The sequence below is a fragment of the Pantoea ananatis LMG 2665 genome (assembly GCF_000710035.2).
GTDB lineage: Bacteria > Pseudomonadota > Gammaproteobacteria > Enterobacterales > Enterobacteriaceae > Pantoea > Pantoea ananatis.
This window is the reverse complement of the sequence record NZ_JMJJ01000009.1, coordinates 209,227-231,648: the sequence shown is the minus strand read 5'-3', so window position 1 is coordinate 231,648 and position 22,422 is coordinate 209,227. Positions and strand designations below refer to the sequence as shown.

General features: G+C 54.0%; 20 protein-coding genes. 4 read left to right on the top strand and 16 right to left on the bottom strand.

What is annotated here, in order from left to right; genetic code table 11:
- Nucleotides 1-91 precede the first annotated feature (91 nt).
- The 4 genes from hemG to pepQ are packed head-to-tail and all read right to left on the bottom strand — an operon-like array spanning nt 92 to nt 4,078.
- A complete protein-coding gene (hemG, locus tag EL29_RS19035; protein WP_014606970.1) occupies nt 92-628 on the bottom strand; it encodes a menaquinone-dependent protoporphyrinogen IX dehydrogenase in 537 nt (178 codons plus the stop codon).
- A gap of 18 nt (nt 629-646) precedes the next feature.
- Nucleotides 647-2,098 (bottom strand): Trk system potassium transporter TrkH, encoded by a 1,452-nt coding sequence (gene trkH, locus EL29_RS19030; RefSeq protein WP_013024109.1) that lies wholly within the window; start codon nt 2,096-2,098, stop codon nt 647-649.
- Nucleotides 2,099-2,129: 31 nt separating this feature from the next.
- Nucleotides 2,130-2,747: an IMPACT family protein gene (locus EL29_RS19025; RefSeq protein WP_013024108.1), complete on the bottom strand. Its 618-nt coding sequence runs from the start codon at nt 2,745-2,747 to the stop codon at nt 2,130-2,132.
- Entirely contained in the window at nt 2,747-4,078 is a 1,332-nt protein-coding gene (gene pepQ / locus EL29_RS19020) for a Xaa-Pro dipeptidase (protein ID WP_013024107.1), read from the bottom strand. The genes EL29_RS19025 and pepQ overlap by 1 nt, the downstream gene beginning before the upstream one ends.
- Nucleotides 4,079-4,263: 185 nt before the next feature.
- On the opposite strand from pepQ, the gene fadB reads away from it, so the two are divergent.
- Nucleotides 4,264-6,447, top strand: coding sequence for a fatty acid oxidation complex subunit alpha FadB (gene fadB, locus EL29_RS19015; RefSeq protein ID WP_028716131.1), 2,184 nt, complete (start codon nt 4,264-4,266; stop codon nt 6,445-6,447).
- An 11-nt stretch (nt 6,448-6,458) separates the two neighbouring features.
- Nucleotides 6,459-7,622 carry an acetyl-CoA C-acyltransferase FadA gene (fadA, locus tag EL29_RS19010; protein ID WP_014595030.1) on the top strand — a complete coding sequence of 388 codons (1,164 nt, stop codon included), beginning with the start codon at nt 6,459-6,461 and terminating at the stop codon, nt 7,620-7,622.
- A 66-nt stretch (nt 7,623-7,688) separates the two neighbouring features.
- Here fadA and fre read toward each other — a convergent pair whose 3' ends face one another.
- Complete coding sequence (gene fre, locus EL29_RS19005; RefSeq protein ID WP_014595029.1) at nt 7,689-8,390, bottom strand: NAD(P)H-flavin reductase; 702 nt, start codon at nt 8,388-8,390, stop codon at nt 7,689-7,691.
- A 42-nt stretch (nt 8,391-8,432) separates the two neighbouring features.
- Entirely contained in the window at nt 8,433-9,917 is a 1,485-nt protein-coding gene (gene ubiD, locus EL29_RS19000) for a 4-hydroxy-3-polyprenylbenzoate decarboxylase (protein ID WP_013024103.1), read from the bottom strand.
- 301 nt (nt 9,918-10,218) lie between these two features.
- Here ubiD and rfaH point away from each other — a divergent pair, with 301 nt between their 5' ends.
- Entirely contained in the window at nt 10,219-10,707 is a 489-nt protein-coding gene (gene rfaH, locus EL29_RS18995; protein ID WP_014606974.1) for a transcription/translation regulatory transformer protein RfaH, read from the top strand.
- Here the strand turns inward: rfaH and tatD are convergent.
- From tatD to udp, 9 genes are all read right to left on the bottom strand, one after another.
- Nucleotides 10,704-11,486, bottom strand: coding sequence for a 3'-5' ssDNA/RNA exonuclease TatD (gene tatD / locus EL29_RS18990; protein ID WP_019106790.1), 783 nt, complete (start codon nt 11,484-11,486; stop codon nt 10,704-10,706). The genes rfaH and tatD overlap by 4 nt on opposite strands.
- Before the next feature lie 99 nt (nt 11,487-11,585).
- Nucleotides 11,586-12,344: a Sec-independent protein translocase subunit TatC gene (tatC, locus tag EL29_RS18985; protein ID WP_013024100.1), complete on the bottom strand. Its 759-nt coding sequence runs from the start codon at nt 12,342-12,344 to the stop codon at nt 11,586-11,588.
- Entirely contained in the window at nt 12,344-12,976 is a 633-nt protein-coding gene (tatB, locus tag EL29_RS18980) for a Sec-independent protein translocase protein TatB (protein ID WP_015701291.1), read from the bottom strand. The genes tatC and tatB overlap by 1 nt, the downstream gene beginning before the upstream one ends.
- Before the next feature lie 3 nt (nt 12,977-12,979).
- Entirely contained in the window at nt 12,980-13,234 is a 255-nt protein-coding gene (gene tatA, locus EL29_RS18975; protein WP_013024098.1) for a Sec-independent protein translocase subunit TatA, read from the bottom strand.
- A 109-nt stretch (nt 13,235-13,343) separates the two neighbouring features.
- On the bottom strand, nt 13,344-14,981 hold the full coding sequence (gene ubiB, locus EL29_RS18970; RefSeq protein ID WP_013024097.1) for a ubiquinone biosynthesis regulatory protein kinase UbiB: 1,638 nt from the start codon (nt 14,979-14,981) through the stop codon (nt 13,344-13,346).
- Nucleotides 14,978-15,583: a ubiquinone biosynthesis protein UbiJ gene (gene ubiJ / locus EL29_RS18965; protein WP_026021046.1), complete on the bottom strand. Its 606-nt coding sequence runs from the start codon at nt 15,581-15,583 to the stop codon at nt 14,978-14,980. The genes ubiB and ubiJ overlap by 4 nt, the downstream gene beginning before the upstream one ends.
- An 11-nt stretch (nt 15,584-15,594) precedes the next feature.
- Nucleotides 15,595-16,353, bottom strand: a complete 759-nt coding sequence (gene ubiE, locus EL29_RS18960) for a bifunctional demethylmenaquinone methyltransferase/2-methoxy-6-polyprenyl-1,4-benzoquinol methylase UbiE (protein ID WP_014595026.1) — start codon at nt 16,351-16,353, stop codon at nt 15,595-15,597.
- Between the two features lie 76 nt (nt 16,354-16,429).
- Nucleotides 16,430-17,929 (bottom strand): DNA recombination protein RmuC, encoded by a 1,500-nt coding sequence (locus EL29_RS18955; protein WP_014595025.1) that lies wholly within the window; start codon nt 17,927-17,929, stop codon nt 16,430-16,432.
- 155 nt (nt 17,930-18,084) lie between these two features.
- Complete coding sequence (gene udp / locus EL29_RS18950) at nt 18,085-18,846, bottom strand: uridine phosphorylase (protein ID WP_013024093.1); 762 nt, start codon at nt 18,844-18,846, stop codon at nt 18,085-18,087.
- A 303-nt stretch (nt 18,847-19,149) separates the two neighbouring features.
- On the opposite strand from udp, the gene EL29_RS18945 reads away from it, so the two are divergent.
- Nucleotides 19,150-19,986: a dienelactone hydrolase family protein gene (locus EL29_RS18945; RefSeq protein ID WP_014595024.1), complete on the top strand. Its 837-nt coding sequence runs from the start codon at nt 19,150-19,152 to the stop codon at nt 19,984-19,986.
- 63 nt (nt 19,987-20,049) lie between these two features.
- Here EL29_RS18945 and metE read toward each other — a convergent pair whose 3' ends face one another.
- Nucleotides 20,050-22,320 carry a 5-methyltetrahydropteroyltriglutamate--homocysteine S-methyltransferase gene (gene metE / locus EL29_RS18940; protein ID WP_014606980.1) on the bottom strand — a complete coding sequence of 757 codons (2,271 nt, stop codon included), beginning with the start codon at nt 22,318-22,320 and terminating at the stop codon, nt 20,050-20,052.
- Nucleotides 22,321-22,422 lie beyond the last annotated feature (102 nt).

Below are 22,422 nucleotides of genomic sequence, written 5' to 3'. Positions count from 1 at the left end.
GGAGGCGCATTATAGGGAGTTCGCGCGGCCTGACAAGGGTTAATTGCAAAAAGATTACTGTTCGTCTCAAATTTCGCCAAATCGCGTTATTTCAGTACGATTTGCCTGGTAACTGTGCAAAATCCCTAGCAAAACGCTGCACCTGTTGCCAGTCCGTGTATTCCACTTCTTTAGATGCATCCGTTTCACCGCCAGTCATCCGCATAATGAATTGAATCATGACCCGGTCAAACCAACGATAGCGCGGATAATAGAGTGCGCCAGCAAAGACGGCGCAGCAATCAGGCTGCCAGGGCGACTGTGCTAAAAACTTGACGGTATAAGCATTCGTTTCCGGCGAGCGCTTCTCAGGCTTGCGCGCCGTCAGGTTAACGGAGAAAAAGCCGCTTACGCGCTGCTGCAGTGCAAGCAGGTTGTGCTTAACAAATTCGTTTACGACAGGCTGGAAATGACCATAGCGGATTGAAGCACCAATCAACACCCGATCGTACTGCTGCCAGTCGAGTGTCTTTGCATCCTGGATATTGATGACATCGCAAGATTGCTGGCCCTTAATCTCATCAGCAATAGCCGAGGCTATTTTTTGCGTCTGACCATCGCGGGTGGAAAAGAGAATTAACGCTTTCATTATGTTCATCCTTATTCGTTATTCCCGCCAGAAGGTCGGCGTGAACAACACCAGCAACGTGAAAACCTCAAGGCGACCAAACAGCATAGTAGAAATCAAAATCCACTTAGCTACATCGTTCATTGAGGTGAAGTTATCGGCAACTACGCCCAGGCCCGGGCCAAGATTGTTTAACGTTGCCGCAACCGCAGCAAACGCAGAAAAATCATCAACGCCGGTAGCAATAATGGCCAGCATGCTGATCAGGAACACCAACGCGTATGCCGAAAAGAATCCCCATACGGCTTCAAGGATACGTTCCGGCAGCGCACGATTGCCCAGTTTGATGGTGTAAACCGCATTGGGATGGACAAGCCGCTTAAGCTCACGGTTACCCTGTTTGCACAGCAGCAGAATACGAATCACTTTTAAACCGCCGCCCGTAGAACCCGCACAGCCGCCAATAAATGCAGAACACAACAGCAACACCGGTAGAAACAGCGGCCAGCGCGCAATACTGTCCGTGGTGAATCCCGCAGTGGTTGCCATGGATACCACCTGGAAAAAGGCCTGGTTCAGCGTTTGCCAGCCACTGTCATACACATTGTGGAGCCACAAGACGATGGTGCAAATCAGCACCAGCGTCAGCTGCACCCCGATAAACATCCGGAACTCGGGATCGCGCCAGTAGGCTCGCAGATTGCGGTTGCTGAGTAATGAGAAGTGTAGGCCGTAGTTACAACCGGAGATCAGCAGGAACACCGCCACGATGGTGTTGATCGTTCCACTCTGGAAATAGCCGATACTGGCATCATGCGTTGAAAAACCGCCAATGGCGATAGTGGAAAAACTGTGGCCGATTGCATCAAAGGCAGGCATCCCGGCAAACCACAGGGCCAGCGCGCAGGCAATCGTCAGCAACACATAGATGAGCCAGAGCGTCTTGGCCGTTTCCGCAATGCGCGGGCGCATTTTGTTGTCTTTCAATGGGCCAGGCATTTCAGCACGATACAACTGCATGCCACCGACGCCCAGAATCGGCAGGATAGCCACGGCCAGCACAATGATCCCCATGCCGCCAAGCCACTGCAGCATCTGACGATAGAACAAAATGGCTTTAGGCAAGGAGTCCAGCCCCACCAGCGTGGTCGCGCCCGTGGTAGTTAATCCGGAAAAGGATTCAAAAAACGCGTCCGTAACGGACAGGTGCGGCTGTTCAGCAAAGATAAAGGGCATGGCACCGACGCTGCCCAGCACGGTCCAGAACAATACGACTATCAGAAACCCTTCGCGCGGCTTGAGTTCCGTTTTCTTCTTGCGGTTTGGCCACCACAATAACGAACCAATCACCAAGGCCATCATAAACGTCTGGCTGAAGGCGCGGCCCGCGCCATCCCGATAAATCAGCGCAACGAGGCCGGGTAAAATCATCGTTACCGAGAAGAGGATCACCAGCAGACCGACAATGCGGGTAATGGCGCGAAAGTGCATTAAGCCGTTCCTTTAATTAAAGAGAAGAACATCATGGTGTAAGCGGAAGAAGCGTTAACGCACCCCGGCTGAAGTCTGACAGGTTTTGCTTAAATCCATCAATATGTCCATAAGGCAATGCCAGCGTCATAGTGATACGGTCAAGATACTGACTTTCAGAAATGCTCCCTTCAAAGCGCTGCACCAGGCGCTCAATATCGCTCAACTGGGCGTAATCGCACTGTAACGTGAACAGTTTTACCGGAACTTTTCGCTGGCGCTCAAGCTGTTTCAACCCTTGTTGGACACCGCCGCCATAAGCCTTAACCAGGCCCCCCGTCCCCAACATAATGCCGCCGTAGTAGCGCACGACCACTGCCGTAATTTCTCCGATATCGGCACCCATTAACTGCGCGAGCATGGGTTTACCTGCCGTCCCGGAAGGCTCACCGTCATCGGAAAAGCCCAACTGCTGTGAGTCGTTGGGCGCACCCGCTACCCAGGCCCAGCAATGATGCCGGGCAGTGGGATGATCCTGCTTTACCTGCTGGACAAAAGCCCGCGCCGCGTCCACGCCACAGGTGTGAGCCAGCAGCGTAATAAACCGGCTTTTTTTGATCGTCTCCTCGCTGACGCTGAGCGCCTGCGCAGGAATATCAAACGCCTCCATCAGGCAAGATGCAGGTCGCGCGTCATGTTTTCGACGCGGTTCGCATGGATAATCACGTTGTCCTCAATGCGGATACCGCCATAAGGCTTAAGCGCATCCAGTGCCTGCCAGTTAAAATGCGCGCTGAATTTGCCTTCTCGCAGCGGGGCCAGCAGTGAATCAATAATATAGAAGCCTGGCTCAATGGTTAACACCATCCCAGGCTGGATAACCCGGGTGCAGCGCAGATAAGGATATTGCTCTGGCGCGGCCAGGTGCGTACCGGTTTCATCCTGCATAAAGCCCGCGACATCGTGGACCTGCAAGCCCAGCGGGTGGCCTAAACCGTGTGGCATAAAGGGGCCGGTCAAATCCTCGGCTACCAGCGCCTCTTCGCTTATCCCGTGGACCAAATCAAACTTCGTCAGCAATTTCGCAATACGTTGATGCATTTGCAGATGATAATCGGTGTAGCGCACGCCCGCTTTCAGCGTAGCAATCAACGCCAGCTCTTCCGTATTCATCGCTTCAACCATTTTGGCATACAGCGTGCCGCTTTGTGCGGCATAACTGCGCGTCAGATCGGCGGCATAGCCTTGATATTCCGCTCCGGCATCAATCAAAAAACTGTAACGCTTAGCCGGTGGCTGATGGTCCAGTTTGGTGTAGTGCAACACGGCGGCATGCTCATTCAGGGCGATAATATTGCCATAGGGCACATCGGTATCGCGATGTCCGGTTGCCGTCAGGTAAGCCTGATTGATATCAAATTCACTCAGGCCGGCAGAAAAGGCCTCTTTCGCCGCACGATGCCCGGCCACGGCAATTTTTTGCGCCTGACGCATACAGCTGAGCTCGTAATCGGTTTTTATGCTGCGATGGTAATGCAGGAAATCGATCACGCCTTTTGGATTAATATTTCCCGCCTTAATCCCTAATTGCGCCGCACGTTCGATCACCGGGCCAATGTAGGCGACGTTTTCACGTTGGGCTGGCAGAAGATCGCCGATGGCATTCGCGTTTGCCAGGCCGATAATCTCAACGTCATCGGTCCAGAAACTGTGCGGAAGTGGTTCAACGTTATGCCAGTAGTCCACCGGAGAGTAAAACCACAACTTCGGTTTGTTCACACCGTCAATCCACAACCAACAGTTTGGCACCTGGGTTACGGGCACCCATGCCTTAAATTGCGGGTTAACCTTAAACGGATAAGTATGATCGTCCAGAAACACGGTGAGCAACTCGCCGGAATGGATCAGCATGGCATCCAGTTTATGACGTGCCAATACCTGCTGAGCACGTTGTTGCAAGGTCGTAATATGCGCGTGATACAAGCTTTTTAATGAATCCATTGCCGCCTCTCCAGTGTCCGGAAAAGCCGCAGTTTATCACAGCCGAAATACGGATGCCGGGTTCAGGGCGGCTGTGATCTTGTTAGCAAATAAACAAAGAGCTGTTTGCAAAAAATTAACATCGCTCCCAAACTCACGATCATCTGGTATGACCAGATCACCTTTCGCGGTTTCAGGAGACGTACATGCTCTACCAAGGCGCTAACCTCACTCTTAATCAGTTGGACGACGGCATTGTCGAGCTGGTGTTTGATGCCCCCGGCTCCGTTAATAAGCTGGATACACAAACCGTTGCCAGCCTCGGCGAAGCGATTGCTGTGCTGGAGCAACACGCCGATCTGCGCGGCGTGCTTCTGAGCTCAGCTAAACCCGCCTTTATCGTTGGGGCTGACATCACCGAATTCCTTGCGCTTTTTGACGCGCCAACGGAAAAGCTGAGCCAGTGGCTGACCTTCGCAAACAGTATTTTTAATCGTCTGGAAGATTTACCCGTTCCCACCATCGCCGCGATCGATGGCTACGCGCTGGGCGGTGGCTGTGAATGTGTTCTGGCGACGGACTTACGGGTTGCCACGCCAACCGCCCGCCTGGGCTTACCTGAAACCAAGCTGGGCATCATGCCGGGTTTTGGCGGCAGCGTTCGCCTGCCTCGCCTGTTGGGTGCTGACAGCGCGCTGGAAATCATTGCGGCAGGTAAAGATATTGATGGTATGGCTGCGCTCAGGCTGGGTCTGGTCGATGCAGTTGTCAGCCCTGATAAACTGCGCGATGCAGCGCTGACGATGCTTAAAGCGGCAGCCAGTGATGGCAGTTGGCGGGCACGTCGCGCCCCTAAATTAGCCCCGTTAAAGCTGAGCCCTGTCGAGGCCGCAATGAGCTTTACAATCGCTAAAGGCATGGTCATGCAAACGGCCGGAAAACATTATCCTGCGCCGCTCACCGCCGTGAAGACGATCGAGGCCGCAGCCGCATTAGGACGTGACGATGCGTTAAAACTGGAAACGGCGGCGTTTGTTCCGTTGGCGCAATCGGATGTGGCCCGCGCGCTCGTCGGAATTTTCCTCAACGATCAGTACATTAAAGGGCTGGCAAAAAAACGCAGCAGCGAAAATGGTGCGCCGAAGCAGGCTGCCGTGCTGGGCGCCGGGATTATGGGTGGCGGCATCAGCTATCAGTCGGCGTGGAAAGGTGTGCCGGTCAAGATGAAGGATATTCATCCGCAGGCGCTGACCCTGGGCATGAACGAAGCCAGTAAGCTTCTGAACAAGCAGCTGGAGCGAGGTAAGATAGACGGGAATAGGCTGGCTGCCGTCATTGCCACCATTCAACCCACGCTGGATTATGCCGGATTTGATCAGGCCGATGTCGTGGTCGAAGCCGTGGTCGAAAATCCACAGATCAAAGCCAGTGTGCTGGCTGAAACAGAAAAGCATATGCGCAGTGATGCCATCCTGGCCTCGAATACCTCTACGATCCCCATCAGCCAGCTGGCGCAGGCACTGCAGCGTCCCGAAAACTTTTGCGGTATGCACTTCTTTAATCCGGTTCCCCGTATGCCGCTGGTAGAAGTGGTTCGCGGAGAGAAAACCAGTGAAGCGACGTTGGGTAAAGTCGTGGCATGGGCCAGCAAGATGGGCAAAACCCCTGTCGTGGTGAATGACTGCCCAGGCTTCTTCGTAAACCGTGTTCTGTTCCCTTACTTTGCCGCGTTCAGCATGTTGTTGCGCGATGGTGCGGATTTCCGCCAAATCGATAAAGTGATGGAAAAACAGTTTGGCTGGCCGATGGGCCCTTCCTGGCTGCTGGATGTCGTAGGGATTGATACCGCACATCATGCGCAAAGCGTGATGGCGGATGGTTTCCCACAGCGTATGAAAAAGGACTATCGCGATGCTATCGATATTCTGTTTGAAGCAAAACGCTTTGGTCAGAAAAACGGTAAAGGCTTCTGGCGTTGGGAAGAAGACAAAAAAGGGAAACCTAAAAAAGTCTCTGATCCCGAGGTCGATGCGCTGCTTGAACCTGCCTGCCAGCCTAAGCGGATCTTCAGTGATGAAGAAATCCTGAACCGCATGATGTTGCCAATGCTGAATGAAGTTGTCCGCTGTCTGGAAGAGAAGATTATTGCTTCACCTGCCGAGGCAGACATGGCGCTGGTGTACGGCCTGGGATTCCCGCCATTCCGTGGTGGGGCTTTCCGTTATCTCGACACGCTGGGGAACAGTAATGTCGTGGATCAGGCGAAACGCTATACGGCTCTGGGCGGCCTGTATGAGCTGCCTGCCCTGCTGTCAGAAAAAGCGCGCCAACATGAAAGCTGGTACCCCGCCGTCAAACCGATTGATGAAGCCGCGTTCAGAAGCGCCTGAGGTGATAAAAAATGGAAAATGTAGTCATTATTGACGCAGTGCGCACGCCAATGAGCCGCTCGAAAGGCGGTGCCTTTCGTCACGTACGTGCAGAAGACCTGTCAGCGCACGTTATGCGTGAACTGCTAAGTCGGCATCCGGCAGTCAATGCTGCCACCCTGGATGACATCGTCTGGGGCTGCGTACAGCAAACGCTGGAGCAAGGCTTTAATATTGCCCGCAACGCCGCGCTGCTGGCCGAAATCCCGCATGTCGTACCCGCCACAACGGTCAACCGTCTGTGTGGATCCTCAATGCAGGCCCTACACGATGCCGCACGCGCCATTATGGTGGGAGATGCACATGCCTGTTTGATCGGCGGTGTGGAGCACATGGGACATGTACCCATGAACCATGGCGTTGATTTTCATCCCGGCTTAGGGCGTACCGTTGCGAAAGCGGCAGGGATGATGGGATTAACCGCAGAGATGCTGGCGCGCATGCACCACATTAGCCGCGAGCAGCAGGATGCATTCGCTTTGCGCTCCCATCAGCGCGCCTGGCAGGCGACACAGCGCGGCGATTTCGCAAATGAAATTGTTGCGATACACGGCCACGACGCCGACGGCGTGCTGAAACGCTATGACTTTGATGAAGTGATCCGTGAAGATACCAGCCTGGAAGGCCTTGCGGCACTGCGACCTGCATTTGATCCCGTGACCGGGACGGTGACCGCAGGCACATCCTCAGCCCTGTCAGATGGGGCCGCCGCCATGCTGATTATGAGTGAAAGCCGCGCACGGGAGCTGGGGCTGAAACCCCGCGCCCGTATTAAAAGTATGGCGGTGGTGGGCTGCGATCCCTCAATCATGGGCTACGGTCCGGTGCCCGCCAGCAAGCTGGCGTTGAAACGCGCTGGGCTGAGCGTGAACGACATTGACATCTTCGAGCTCAACGAAGCTTTTGCAGCGCAGGTTCTGCCCTGCATTAAGGATTTGGGCCTGTCAGACAAACTGGATGACAAGGTCAACTTAAATGGCGGTGCTATCGCACTGGGTCATCCACTGGGCTGTTCAGGCGCACGCATCAGTACGACGTTGCTGAATATTATGGAACGCCGCGATGCGCAGTTTGGTCTGGCATCAATGTGTATTGGCCTGGGTCAGGGCATCGCCACCGTTATCGAACGCGTTTGATACGTTGGGACGTTATTGTGGGATTTACCCGCCTGTCAGGGGCGGGTTTTTTCTTGCTGCGCGAAATCAGATAAAGGCAAAGGCATCGCCATACATCTGTGATTCCACTGCGCCACGCTCAGAACAGAAGCGATCGCGCGCAATTTTTGCCATTTCAAAGCGCCCGGCGATATAAATCTCATGCTCACTCAGCGTAGTAAAGTCCTGCATGACGGCCGTTAATACGGTGCCAGAACGACCCTGCCAGCCTGCTTCAGGCTGTTCTACTACCGGAATTACTTTGAGATTAGGATGCTTAATGGCCAGCGCGTCCAGTTCATCCATATCGTACAGGTGTTTCAGCTCACGGCCGCCCCAGTAAATCGCAATGTCTCGATCAGGCTGTTGGGCAAGCGCCGTCAGTAAGATGGAGCGCGCATAGGAAAAGCCCGTGCCGCCCGCAATCAGGATTAACGGTTTGTCACTCTCTTCGCGCAACCATGCGTCGCCGTGGGGAATATCAACAACGATTTGCCCGTCTTGCTGGATGCGATCCATCACGGCCATCGCATACAGGTTAAGCTCCGACGCGCCGATATGCAGCTCAATGATTTCAGTTTCCATTGGCGTAGAGGCTACAGAAAACGGACGCTTATCGCGCTCATCCATCACTACCATAAGATACTGTCCTGCACGAAAGCTAAATTCAGCTTCCGGAATCAGGCGAACGCGATACACCGTGTCGGTAATCGCTTCAACTGAAGTTACTTTACAGCTTAACGTTGTCATGCGTTCCCTCTGTCGGGTCGTCTTTATGGTTATTGCGCGCCATCAACGCTGTGATGGCTGTTTAAAAATACCGAGGTCATCCCAGATAGCGTCGATACGCGCAGTGACTGCCGGATCTTTAACAATCGGCGTGCCCCACTCTCGTTGTGTCTCGCCCGGCCATTTATTCGTCGCATCCAGGCCCATTTTAGAACCCAGTCCTGACACCGGTGACGCAAAATCAAGATAATCGATTGGCGTGTTTTCTACCAATACGGTATCGCGCGCCGGGTCCATACGCGTAGTAATTGCCCAGATGACGTCGTTCCAGTCACGGGCATTAACATCGTCGTCACACACAATAACAAATTTGGTGTACATGAACTGTCTAAGAAACGACCAAACGCCAAACATTACGCGCTTGGCATGACCGGCATACTGTTTTTTAATCGTGACGACCGCCAGCCGGTAGGAGCATCCTTCGGGTGGTAAATAAAAGTCGACGATTTCCGGGAACTGCTTAATCAGAATCGGCACCAGCACTTCATTTAACGCCACGCCAAGGACAGCTGGCTCATCTGGCGGACGTCCGGTGTAGGTCGAGTGATAAATAGGCTGATGCCGCTGAGTAATATGCGTTACGGTAAAAACCGGGAAGCTATCGACTTCATTATAGTAGCCCGTATGGTCGCCATAGGGGCCTTCCGGGGCCATATCGCCGGGTTCAATGTAGCCTTCCAGCACGATTTCCGCGCTGGCAGGCACTTCCAGATCGTTGGAAATACATTTGACCACTTCGGTTTTATTCCCCCGCAGCAGGCCCGCAAACGCATATTCTGACAGCGTGTCCGGTACCGGGGTCACCGCGCCAAGAATTGTCGCCGGATCGGCACCCAGCGCAACAGATACCGGGAAACGCTCGCCAGGATGGGCTTTCGTCCACTCCAGATAATCAAGTGCCCCGCCGCGATGAGAAAGCCAGCGCATGATAAGACGGTTTTTACCAATCACCTGCTGGCGATAAATGCCCAGGTTTTGTCGCTCTTTATGCGGACCGCGGGTTACCGTGAGCCCCCAGGTAATTAAGGGTGCTGCATCGCCTGGCCAGCATTTCATGACCGGAATCCGCGTTAGATCGACCTCATCGCCGCTGAAGACCTCTTCCTGACAGGGTGCATTGCGCAACCTTTTGGTGGGCATATTCAGCACCTGCTTAAACTGCGGCATTTTGCTGAACAGGTCACGGAAGCCTTTTGGCGGCTCGGGTTCTTTGAGAAAGGCCAGCAGTTCGCCCACTTCTCGCAGTGCGCTGACCTCTTCCTGCCCCATACCCATCGCCACGCGCTTTGGCGTGCCAAACAGGTTGCACAGAACGGGCATGTCGTAACCCTTAGGGTTCTCAAACAATAATGCCGGGCCGCCTGCACGTAAGGTGCGGTCAGCAATTTCCGTCATTTCCAGTTCGGGGTCGATCTCGTGCGATATACGCTTCAGTTCACCACGCTGTTCAAGCAGCGCAATAAAGTCTCTTAAATCCTGATATTTCATGCGGCTTCAACTTTCCGGCCAGAGTGAATGGGCCATTATAGGGCTGATTGTAGGGATGTGTTGAGCTTTATGCGCCCCATCTTTTACCTGGCCTGTAACTTACAACGGTCAGGCTGGGTACGGCGATCGTTATTGCCCCGTGGGTTGCGAATGACTCACGTTTACTCACTTTATGCGGTGGCACTGATCATTCAGAACAATCTTAGTTTATTTTCCAGGCAACGCCGCGTTACAGGCCCCAATGCGCTATAACTCTGGCTGGAGGTTTGCTATTCTTAGCGTCCATTCATTGGGAGCAGTTATGGAATCCTGGTATTTACTCTATTGCAAACGTGGGCAGCTATTGCGTGCGAAAGAGCATCTTGAGCGGCAAGAGGTAAAATGCCTGAGTCCAATGATCGCGATGGAGAAGATCGTGCGCGGTAAGCGGACGACCGTGAGTGAGCCGCTGTTTCCAAACTATCTGTTTATCGAATTTGATCCGGAAGCCATTCATACCACGACCATAAGCAGTACGCGTGGCGTCAGCCATTTTGTGCGCTTTGGTACAACACCGGCAACCGTGCCCGCCCTGGTGATTGATGCCTTGCAAACCGACGTCCCCCAGACGTTGCTCGATCCCGAAACGCCGCAAAACGGTGATGAAGTGATCATCACCGAAGGCACGTTCGAGGGCTTGCGTGCGATATTCTCTGAACCGGATGGCGAAGCACGCTCAATTCTGTTGCTGAATCTGCTCAACAAGCAGGTCGTACGCAGCGTGGATAACCGGCAGTTCCGTAAAGCCTAAATCAGCCCGAACAGTTTACGCGCATTATGATCCACCTGACGTGCCAGCATCTCGACATTCTCCCCGCGCCAGTTTGCGACCTGCTGCAGGATATGCGGCAAGAAGCAGGGTTCATTTCGTCTCGACGTGGGACGGGGACGCATATCACGCGGCAGAAGGTAAGGTGCATCCGTTTCCAGTAATAACCGCTCTGCCGGAATCAGTGGCAGCATCCCACGCAACGCGATACCTCGACGCTCATCGCATACCCAGCCCGTAATCCCTACCGACAGCCCCATGTCCAGGCAAGCGGTTAGCTCCTCGCGCGTGCCGGTAAAGCAGTGAATCACTGCAGCAGGCAATTTGGGCAGCCAGGGTTCAAGAACTGCCGCAAAGCGCTCGTGGGCTTCCCGGCAGTGAAGAAACACCGGCATATTAAGCTCTGCCGCCAGTGCCAACTGAGCGTCAAAAGCATACTCCTGCTGCTGGTGAGCGGACAGGTTACGATTAAAATCCAGACCGCATTCACCTATTGCCACTACGTCTTTTTTCTCTGCCAGACGGCGCAGCGTGTTAGCAACGTCCGCTGACCATTCGCTGGCATGATGGGGATGCACGCCAGCGGTTGACCAACAATAATCCTGATGGGCCTCAGCCAGTTTCTGCGCCTGCTGACTTTCAAGTGCGTTGGTGCCGGTAATCAACATGCCGGTGACGCCCGCTTCGCGCGCGCGTGAGATCACCTTTTCCCGATCGGAGGCGAACTGCGTGCTGGTCAGGTTTACACCGATATCAAACATATTTTTTCCACTCTTTATCAATAACACCCTAAACAAAAACCGCCTGGCGGCGGTTTTTGACTTTCCTCTCCCGCCTTGCGGGTTGTGCCCAATCAGACATCAGGAATCGGCGTTATGTTCCTCATCCTCTGCCTGGCGGCCTTTTCCCACATAGTAACGTGAGAAGAATACGCCGACTTCAAACAGGCAGTACATCGGAATAGCGAGCAAAGTTTGGGAAAAAACGTCTGGTGGTGTGAGCAGCATCCCAACAACGAACGCGCCAACCAGAATATAGGGGCGTTTCTTTTTCAAATCATCGGGGTTGGTAATGCCCGTCCAGCAGAGCAGCACAATCGCGACCGGCACTTCAAATGCCACGCCAAAGGCCATGAACAGCGTCATCACGAAATCAAGATAGTTGGTAATGTCCGTTGCAATAGTGACGCCCTGGGGCGCGGTCTTGGCGAAAAAACCAAAGGCCAGCGGAAAGACGATGAAGTAAGCAAAAGCGACGCCCACGTAAAACAGCAACGTACTGGAGAACAGCAACGGCATGACCAACTTGCGTTCGTGGCGATAGAGGGCTGGCGCGACAAAGGCCCAGACCTGGTAGAGGATAACCGGAACGGCAAGGAATACCGATACGATCATGGTCAGCTTGATCGGGGTAAAAAACGGTGACGCGACATCCGTGGCGATCATGCTGGCGCCCGCGGGCATCTGATTAATGAGCGGCGACGCCACCGCATGGTAGATATCATTGGCAAAGTAAATCAGCGCCAGAAAGATGACTAACACGGCAACAATACAGTTCAGCAGACGCTTACGCAGCTCAATCAAATGGCTGATCAGGGGTTGGGTATCTTCAACGGCCATTATCGCTCATCACTTGCAGAAGGAGTAGAAACTGAACCTGCCGACGGCACAGCGCTAACGGGCTTAGCCGCAGTTTGTGCATCGGCATGAGCAGGCGACTGTGCCGGTGCACTGGCATGCCCTGAGGCAGGTCGCGGCTGAACCGGGGAGGGCTCAACGCGGCTGTCGGCCGGTTGAGAAGCCGCAGGTTCAGACGTCGCCAGCGGAGCCTGCACAGGTGCCTGCGCCTGATGTTCGCTGGCGGCAGGTGTAACGGGGTGCAGCGTTTCGGTGGTCGATGTAGGGTGAGGAGAATGGATGGTATTGGCTTCGTCTTCGTCTCTTTCAATATCAATGCTCTGCTTGACCGAGCGTTTCATTGAATCAGCCGTTTTCCGCAGCTCTTCCATGGATTCCTTCAGCTCGGGGGACAGCGTGCCCCGGCCGGCTTCTTCCACCTTTTTCAGGCTGTCTTGCAGCTCCTGAAGCTTGAGTTCTTGCGCCAGCTCACTCTGGACATTGGCGGCCAGCGAGCGGATCGCTCTGATCCAACCCATGACCGTTTTTACCGCAAGGGGCAGACGTTGCGGGCCAAGAACGATCAGCCCGATCACGAACACCAATACCAATTCACCAAAACCAATATCGAACACGGCTTACACCTGCTTGTCGTTCTTGACGTCATCTTTCTGAGCCGACGTTGGCTGTTTATCCGCCAGCGTTTTGGCATGGAAATCAGCATCCTGCTCTTTCGGTTGATCCTTTTTATCGTCTTCGTCGCTCATGGCTTTCTTAAACCCACGGATAGAAGAACCCAAATCCGAACCCAGATTACGTAATTTGTTGGTACCGAACAGAAGAACCACAATCACGGCAATAATTAACAACTGCCAAATACTAATACCGCCCATGAGATAGCCTCGATTTTATTGTTAAAAACTGCGGGGTCATGCACCACGAAACCCGTGTTTATTCGGGTCCGAATCAGCGACATTACCGCGTTTCTGGCGCAGGTGACAATCAGTTTGTCTTACGCCAGCCGATTAACCAACTGACAAAGCCCGCCGCCATTAATGCCGCTGGAAACAGGTCCCACTCAGGCCTGCTGAGGAGCACCGCCGTTCCGCTAATCAACAGCGTCGCGCCTACGCCAAACAGGTAACGCGCCTGCTGCTGACGTGAACGTTGGACACTTAAATCGTTCGCGAGTTTATCCACGCTGAGGCGTAATTGCTTATGCTGCCGCATACTGTCGTAAAACAATTCTGGCAGTTCTGGCAGTTTTTCTGCCCAGTAAGGGGCTTTTTCCTTTACCGCACGGATAATCGCCGGAATCCCGATTTGATCCTTAATCCAGTCCTCAAGGAAGGGTTTTGCCGTTTTCCAAAGATCCAGTTGTGGATAGAGCTGACGACCGATGCCTTCAACGTAAAGCAAGGTTTTTTGCAACAGCACCAGCTGCGGCTGGACTTCCATATTGAAGCGACGCGCCGTGTTAAACAGGTTCAGCAGCACATGCCCAAACGAGATTTCTGCCAGCGGTTTCTCAAAAATGGGCTCGCATACGGTACGGATAGCGAACTCGAAGTCTTCAACGTTGGTATCGGCAGGCACCCAGCCCGAATCGACATGCAGTTCCGCCACTTTGCGGTAATCGCGATTGAAGAAGGCAATAAAGTTCTCGGCCAGATAGCGCTTATCTTCTTTATTCAGCGAACCGACAATGCCGCAGTCAATGCCGATATACTGAGGATCTTCAGGATGATCGTAACTGACAAAGATATTGCCCGGATGCATGTCGGCATGAAAGAAGCTGTCGCGGAAAACCTGGGTAAAGAATACCTGCACACCGCGTTCTGCTAACAGCTTCATGTTGACGCCGTGCTGCTCCAGCGTCACCACATCAGATATGGGAATGCCGTAAATGCGCTCCATTACCATCATGGATTCACTGCAATAGTCCGAATAGACCTCTGGCACATACAGCATGCGGCTGTTTTCAAAGTTGCGGCGAAGCTGAATGGCATTGGCGGCTTCACGCAACAGGTTTAATTCATCAAGCAGGGTCTTCTCATAATCCCGTACCACTTCAACCGGGCGCAGACGGCGGCCATCCGGCAGCAATCGTGGCACCCAGCGGGCAATGCGGTAGATGAGTTTCATGTCCGCTTTGATGACCGGCAGGATATCCGGGCGGATTACCTTAATAACGACGTTCTTGCCATTGGATTTCAGGGTTGCGGTATGTACCTGAGCGATAGAGGCTGAGGCCAGTGGAATGATATTGAAGTCATCAAACCAGGATTCAATCGGGGCGCCCATTGAGGCTTCGATCTGCGCTTTCGCTTTAACGCCATCAAAGGGGGCAACGCGGTCCTGCAGGACAGCCAGCTCATCGGCAATCACCGGGGGAAACAGGTCACGGCGCGTCGACAGCATCTGACCAAACTTGATCCAGACCGGGCCCAACTGCTCCATCGCCATACGCAAACGCACGCCAAGGAGTTCTTGCTTGTGCTGGTTGGGGATCCAGAAAATGCAGCGCCGCCATAGCCTGAGCGGAAGAGTCAGGCGCATCTGCGGAATCAGTTCATCAAGGCCGTAAGTCAAAAACACCTTAATAATAAAATATAACCGGCGGATCTCTCCAAAACTCATTTCGCCTCCAGCTGTGCCAGACGCGCATCAAGCGCCTCAAGCGAACGTTCCATCGCGCTAACCTCCTCAGAGAACCAGGCAAATTCCAGGGCGCCCGGCGCAACCCGCCACTCTTCGGTTAATGCCTGACCAAGATAGTCCTGACGCCGTTGCGTTTCTGCTTTGAAAAAACGCCATGCACGCTGCGCGCCCTGGCTCATCCCCTGAGCGGCGATATCACCGATCCAGGGAGCAAGGTATTCAGCGGGATCCAGCTCGGCCAAATCCATCAGCGCAGAAAACTGCTGAACCACCTGCAAGTCACCTTCAACCTGCAGCTCACCGCTACGAATCAAGGTCGTCAGCTGCTGGCGATCGCGTAACTTTGGCAGAGACTTAAGCTGGGTAATGACCGTGCAGTCACTGCTGTCCTGCCAGTCACTGAGCACGTCAAGCTGCTGTTCACTGAACACCAGCACCAGCGGCCAGGATAGCTCACTTAAACGCAGCATCAGTACCTTGCCGACCAGGCGCTGACGTGCGCTTTTCAGGCTACGATCGCGATACAGTATGCGGTTTAACGCCGTTTCAATACCGGCGGTCATTACAGGTGTTAAGGTCATCGCCATAATGGTTAAAATTTAAACCCACGATGCAGCGCCACAATCCCACCCGTCATGTTGGAATAGGTCGTGTTTTCGAATCCCACGTCATTCATCATCGCTTTCAGGGTTTCCTGATCGGGATGCATGCGAATTGACTCAGCAAGGTAGCGATAGCTTTCTGCGTCCTGGGCGACCAGTTGCCCAATACGGGGCAAAATATGGAACGAGTAAGCATCGTAAGCTTTGCTAAGGGGTTCGATAACAGGTTTAGAGAACTCCAGCACCAGTAAACGTCCACCTGGCTTCAGCACGCGGAACATCGAGGCCAGTGCCTTCTCTTTTTCAGTCACGTTACGCAGACCGAACGAAATAGTGATGCAGTCAAAATAGTTATCAGGAAACGGCAATGCTTCGGCGTTGGCCTGCACATAGCTGACGTTGCCTACCACGCCCAGATTACGCAGTTTTTCCCGGCCCATTTTCAGCATTGAGCTGTTAATGTCAGCCAGCACAACCTGACCGGTTTCACCCACCAGGCGCGAAAATTTCGCGGTCAGATCGCCGGTTCCACCCGCCAGATCCAGCACGCGCTGACCACGGCGCACGCCGCTGCTGTCAATGGTAAAACGCTTCCAGACTCGATGGACGCCAAACGACATTAAATCGTTCATCAGGTCATATTTTGCCGCTACGGAGTGAAACACGTCCGCGACTTTATCGGCTTTCTCGCTTTTGGCGACCGTCTGAAAGCCAAAATGGGTAGTTTCCTGCTGTGATTCATCTGCCATCGGTTTTACCTGCTCCACAAACAATACTCACTGAAGTGTATCAGAGTCATAGAGGTCAGGCACGCTGGTGACCTGCTTATTCGCGGAGGTGCCGAACCCGCTCATGACTTTCGTCTGCGTTGTCCTTGTCATTTTGCTCACTGTCGTGCTCATTCTCAGGCATGGCTTGTTCAACCAGGTGCGGGTTAATGGCGCGTTTTACTTCTACACCCAGATCGCGAAAACCTTCAGCCTGGGCGATAAGGTTGCCCCGCCCCTCTGCCAGTTTCTTCATCGCCTCACGATAGCTGTTCTGCGCCTTATCAAGGCTGTGACCAATCCCGCTCATATCGTCTACAAACAGCCGCATTTTGTCATACAGTCTGGAGGCCCGCTCTGCAATGCGCTGTGCATTACGACTCTGGTGCTCATAGCGCCAGAGATTATTAATCGTCCGCAGCGCCACCAGCAGCGTAGTTGGGCTGACCAGCATGATGTTCTGCTGCAGGGCTTCACTGATGAGTTCGGGCTGACGATCGATAGCCAACAGGAAGGCCGGCTCAACAGGAATAAACATCAACACATAATCCAGCGAGCGTAAACCGGGCAATTGTTGATAATCTTTGCGGCCCAGCAGGCGAATGTGCCCGCGCATGGCGCTGACATGTTCCTGAATAGCCTGCTCGCGTTCCACATCGTCATCGGCATTAAAATAACGCTCGTAGGCCACCAGCGTCATTTTAGCGTCGATAACCACATCTTTTCCCTGTGGCAGGCGAACAATCACATCCGGCTGCATCCGGCTTTGCTGTTCATTCTGCATGCTGACCTGAATGTCGTACTCATAGCCCTCACGCAGCCCAGAAGCTTCCAGCACCCGGCTCAGTACCACTTCGCCCCAGTTGCCCTGAATTTTATTGTCGCCTTTGAGCGCCTTCGTGAGATTAAGCGCCTCCTGAGCCATCTGGGCATTCAACTGCTGCAACTGACGAATCTCGTGAGTGAGCGTGTGGCGCTCACGGGCTTCGGCACCGAAGCTTTCATTCACCTGGCGGCGAAACCCGTCAAGCTGCTCCCGGAGCGGCCCTATCAGGCTGTTAAGACTTTGACGATTCTGCTCATCAACCCGACGTCCACTGTTTTCAAAAATACGGTTGGCCAGATTTTCAAACTGCGCGCTGAGTCGCTGCTCGCTGTTTGTCAGCAGTCGCTGTTTTTCTTCTGCTGCAAAGCGGGTTTCTTCCAGACGAATCGTGACCTCGCGCAGCTCTGCTTCCTGCGCGCTGTTCACTTCGAGCTGATTACGAAGTTCACGGGTGAGTTGTTCGCTCTCGTTGCGCCAGTAGTCGAGCTGTTGCAGGCGCTCATTGGCCCCGCTTAACGCGCCATGAAGCTGTCTCAGCTCCTGTTCACGCTGCTGCACCTGTTGCTGGAGCTGGTCGATATGCAGCTGCTGACGCTGTTGCCCCTCGTTTAGCAGGCGACGTTCTGTAGAAAAGCTGGCCAGTTGATGGCCGACCCGCATTTGCGCCAGTATCCAGCCCACACCAAGGCCAGCAAGCGCCAGGCAGATGTAGATAATGATGTGCTGATCCATATTTTCCCCGCTGGTCAGGCTAATGAAGGAAAAGGTAAATTCGCACTGTATGAATGTCCAGATATATTTGCTGGCGTTGGAAGAGGCCACGCAAAGGCTTGTGAGTGGCAGGACAGACAGGCCCGATCACGGGCCTGTCTGTTAAAACAGGGGAATTACATTAAACGGCGCGCGGCTTCCACCACGATTTTCACCGCGTCGCTTTCCGTCTGCTTCATCGTGACGGCATCCGGAATCTCTTTTTGAGTGCGGTTGACGATCACGCCCGCTACCATCCCGGCTCTCAGCCCCTGGCTGGCACACATGGTTAACAGGGTCGCCGACTCCATCTCGTAGTTCAACACGCCCATCTGCTGCCACTCCTGCATAGAGCCCTGGAAGCTTTTTACGACACGGCCTGAAAAGGTATCGTATCGTTCCTGACCCGGGTAAAAGGTGTCAGAAGAGGCCGTAATACCGATATGGGTTTTAGCGCCACAGGCTTCCGCCGCCGCGACTAATGCCGTCGTACAAGTAAAGTCTGCTACTGCCGGAAACGCCATGGGGGCAAAATGCAGGCTGGCACCGTCCAGGCGCACTGATGCTGTGGTGACCAAAACATCGCCGACGTTGATATGGGGCTGAATCGCCCCAGTGGTTCCCACGCGCAGGAACGTACGCACGCCAAGCTGTGCCAGTTCCTCAACGGCAATCGATGTAGAAGGTCCGCCAATACCTGTCGAACACACAACAACCGGTTTGCCATCCAGCTTCGCCAGCCAGGTGGTGAACTCGCGATGGGAAGCAAGATGCTGTGCATCTTCCATCAGTCCGGCAATCTTTTTCACGCGCTCTGGATCGCCAGGAACAATGGCCAGCGTTGCCCCCTGCAGGTCAGCTTTAGTCAGGCCAAGATGGAATACGTCAGACTGTGTCATATCAGACTCCGGGTTAAGGAAAATTTTTACGCCACTTTACGTCACCGGGCGAGGTAAATATGTGACTAAATTCACTTAAGAAAATGAAAGTTACATTCCCAAAGAAAAATAAGGTGATTTAGATCACACATCCATCTCTCGCCTTGCGTATTGCTACATATGGTGATGTGGAAGCTATCGCGGGAATGTTAAAGAGAAGTGTAATTTTATTGGTTAACAGCTCTGTTACTCAATGCCCGGTGCCTGTCATGGGTGGCCAGGCTATAGTTACGTGATTGCGCCTATGCTTGCACGGAGAGAACGATGAAAACCGAAGATAATATGACACAAAAATCAGCTGCAGGCGCGTTTGCTCCGGCAGTTCAGCCCACAGCAGCGACCACCATTATTACCGACAGCGCCAACATCCATGCGGGGGAAACCTCCATTCCGAGCCAGGGTGAAAACCTGCCGGCTTTTTATGCGAAGCCGCAGTCAGCAGAAGGTCCGTTGCCGGTCGTGCTGGTGGTACAGGAAATTTTTGGCGTTCACGAACATATTCGCGACATTTGCCGTCGGCTGGCGCTGGAGGGCTATCTGGCCGTCGCGCCAGAACTGTACTTCCGTGAAGGCGATCCCAACGATTACAACGACATCCCTACCCTGTTCAAAGAGCTGGTCAGTAAAGTGCCCGACAGCCAGGTGCTGGCAGATCTCGATCACGCGGCGAACTGGGCTGCCCGTAACGGGGGAGATATTCGCCGCATGGGGATTACCGGTTTCTGCTGGGGCGGACGCATCAGCTGGCTTTATGCCGCGCACAACCCGCAACTGCGCGCCGCCGTAGCCTGGTATGGTCGCCTGGTGGGTGAAAAAACCATGAAGCAGCAAAAACATCCTATCGATATCGCCGTTGACCTGAACGCGCCCGTGCTGGGGTTGTATGGAGGTCAGGATGACGGCATTCCGCTGGAGAGCGTCGAGCAGATGCGCCAGGCACTGCACGCGGCCAATGCCAAAGCTGAGATCATTGTTTATCCCGAGGCCGGACATGCTTTTAACGCCGACTATCGTCCAAGCTATCACGCCGAATCGGCCACCGATGGCTGGGCGCGCATGTTAGCCTGGTTTGAGCAATACGGTGTTGCCCCCGCGAAGTGACTGAAAAAAGGGGCGCTCAGGCGCCCCAACATACTGACAACGTATTGACACAACACCAGGAAATCAGGCGGTTTCGCCCCGCAGGTTTCTTGCCGCTTTGACCATGTTAGCCAGCGCCTGTCGGGTTTCGCGCCAGCCGCGGGTTTTCAGGCCGCAGTCCGGATTCACCCACAGACGTTCCTCAGGGATACGCTGTGCGGCCTTGCGTAACAGATTTTCTATCCACTCGACGTCGGGTACATTGGGGGAGTGAATATCGTACACGCCGGGCCCGATTTCATTCGGATACTCAAATGCGTTGAATGCATCCAGCAAATCCATATCGGAACGTGAGGTTTCGATGGTAATCACATCCGCATCCAGTGCCGCAATGGATGCCATAATGTCGTTAAACTCGCAGTAACACATATGCGTGTGAATTTGCGTCTCGTCTTTCGCGACAGCGGCGGTTAACCGAAACGCCTCCACGGCCCAGCGCAGATAATCTGCCCAGTCGGACTGATGCAGCGGCAATCCTTCACGCAGTGCGGGCTCATCAATCTGAATAATGCCAATGCCGGCGTGTTCCAGATCCGCAACTTCATCCCGCAGCGCCAGTGCAATCTGTTTGGCGATCGTTTCACGTGATACATCCTCCCGCGGGAATGACCAACAGAGAATGGTGACCGGGCCGGTCAACATACCTTTTACCGGCTTGTCAGTCAGGGACTGCGCATAGGTTGCCCACGCCACGGTAATGGCTTCAGGACGGCTGACATCACCAATAATGACCGGCGGTTTAACACAACGTGAACCGTAGCTTTGTACCCAACCATTTTGTGTGAAGACGAAGCCGTCCAGGTTCTCGCCAAAGTATTCCACCATATCGTTGCGTTCCGCCTCGCCGTGAACCAGCACGTCCAGCCCCAAACGCTCCTGCTCAGCTATCGCCTGCTTAATGTGTTCCGCGATACCGGTACGGTAATGCGCGCGATCAATCGCGCCTTTTTTGAAGTCGAGTCGTAATCCACGAATTTCAGTGGTCTGCGGGAAGGAACCGATGGTGGTGGTTGGCCAGGCGGGCAGGTTGAAACGCTGACGTTGTGTGCTGGCACGCCCGGCATAAGGGCTGGCACGTTCAGTGTCTTTGGCCTGAACATTTGTCAGACGCAGTGCGACAGCCGCGTTGTGAACGCGGCGGGAGTGCGCACGTGCCTGAACCGGTGCGCTCCATTCCTCCAGCGATGCGGGATCGTTGCGGCGAAGCGCCGTACTCAGTAGCGACAGCTCATCACATTTTTGCAAGGCAAAGGCAAACCAGCTTTTCACCTCCTCGTCCAGACGGGTTTCCACACTCAGATCAATGGGGCTGTGCAGCAACGAGCATGACGTGCCAATCCACAGGTGTTCACGTGAGGCGATCAGCGGCTGCAGGCGCTCAAACCAACGGCTGAGATCGGCACGCCAGACGTTGCGGCCATTGATCACGCCGACAGATAACACCCAGTCTGCAGGCAGTTGTTGGTTCACCTGCCGGATATCATCTTGCCCCTGCACCAGATCCACATGCAGGCCCTGCACTGGCAACGTGCGGATAATATCCAGATTCTGGCCGATACTGTCGAAGTAGGTGGTCAGCAGCAGGTTGACCTGCCCGTTTAACGCAGCGTAAGCCGCTTTGAAGGCCTCGCGCCATTCCTGTGGCAGTTCCAGCGCCAGGACGGGTTCATCAATCTGTACCCACTCAACGCCGCGCGCGTTCAGTTCGGTCAGGACCCGCTGGTAAACGGGCAGAATATCGTTCAGTAGTGACAGACGATTAAAGGGTTCTCCTTTTACCTTACCCAGCCAGAGGTAGGTTAACGGTCCTGACAACACAGGCTTAACGTTATGACCCAGCGCCAGCGCCTCGTCCACTTCATCCAGCAGTTGGGTCCAGGTTAAAGAAAACGACTGGCCTTGCGTGAATTCCGGCACGATGTAGTGATAGTTCGTGTTGAACCATTTTGTCATTTCTGCCGCCGCGGCCGGCTCACCCGTCGGTGCACGCCCCCGGCCCAGGCGGAACAGCGTATCCAGATCAATCGATCCGTCCTGATTTCGATGGCGAGCAGGCACGTTGCCCAGCATCAGGCTGGTCGTCAGAATATGATCGTACCAGGCAAAATCGCCCACCGGCACTTTATCGACGCCGGCCGCTTTTTGTTGTTGCCAGTGGCGCGCACGCAGTTCGCGACCCACCGCCTGTAATTCTTCCTGCGTGCTGTTGCCAGCCCAGTAGCTTTCAAGTGCTTTTTTCAGCTCGCGACGCAGACCAATACGTGGAAAACCGAGAGTATGATTTAAGATAGTCATTCACTATTCTCCAGAAAGTCTTCGGCTTTGGCGGGTCGCCAATGATGTTTAGCCGTCCAGATGTTTACACCGCTATATTCTGCGGGTACTGTATGTCGCTCA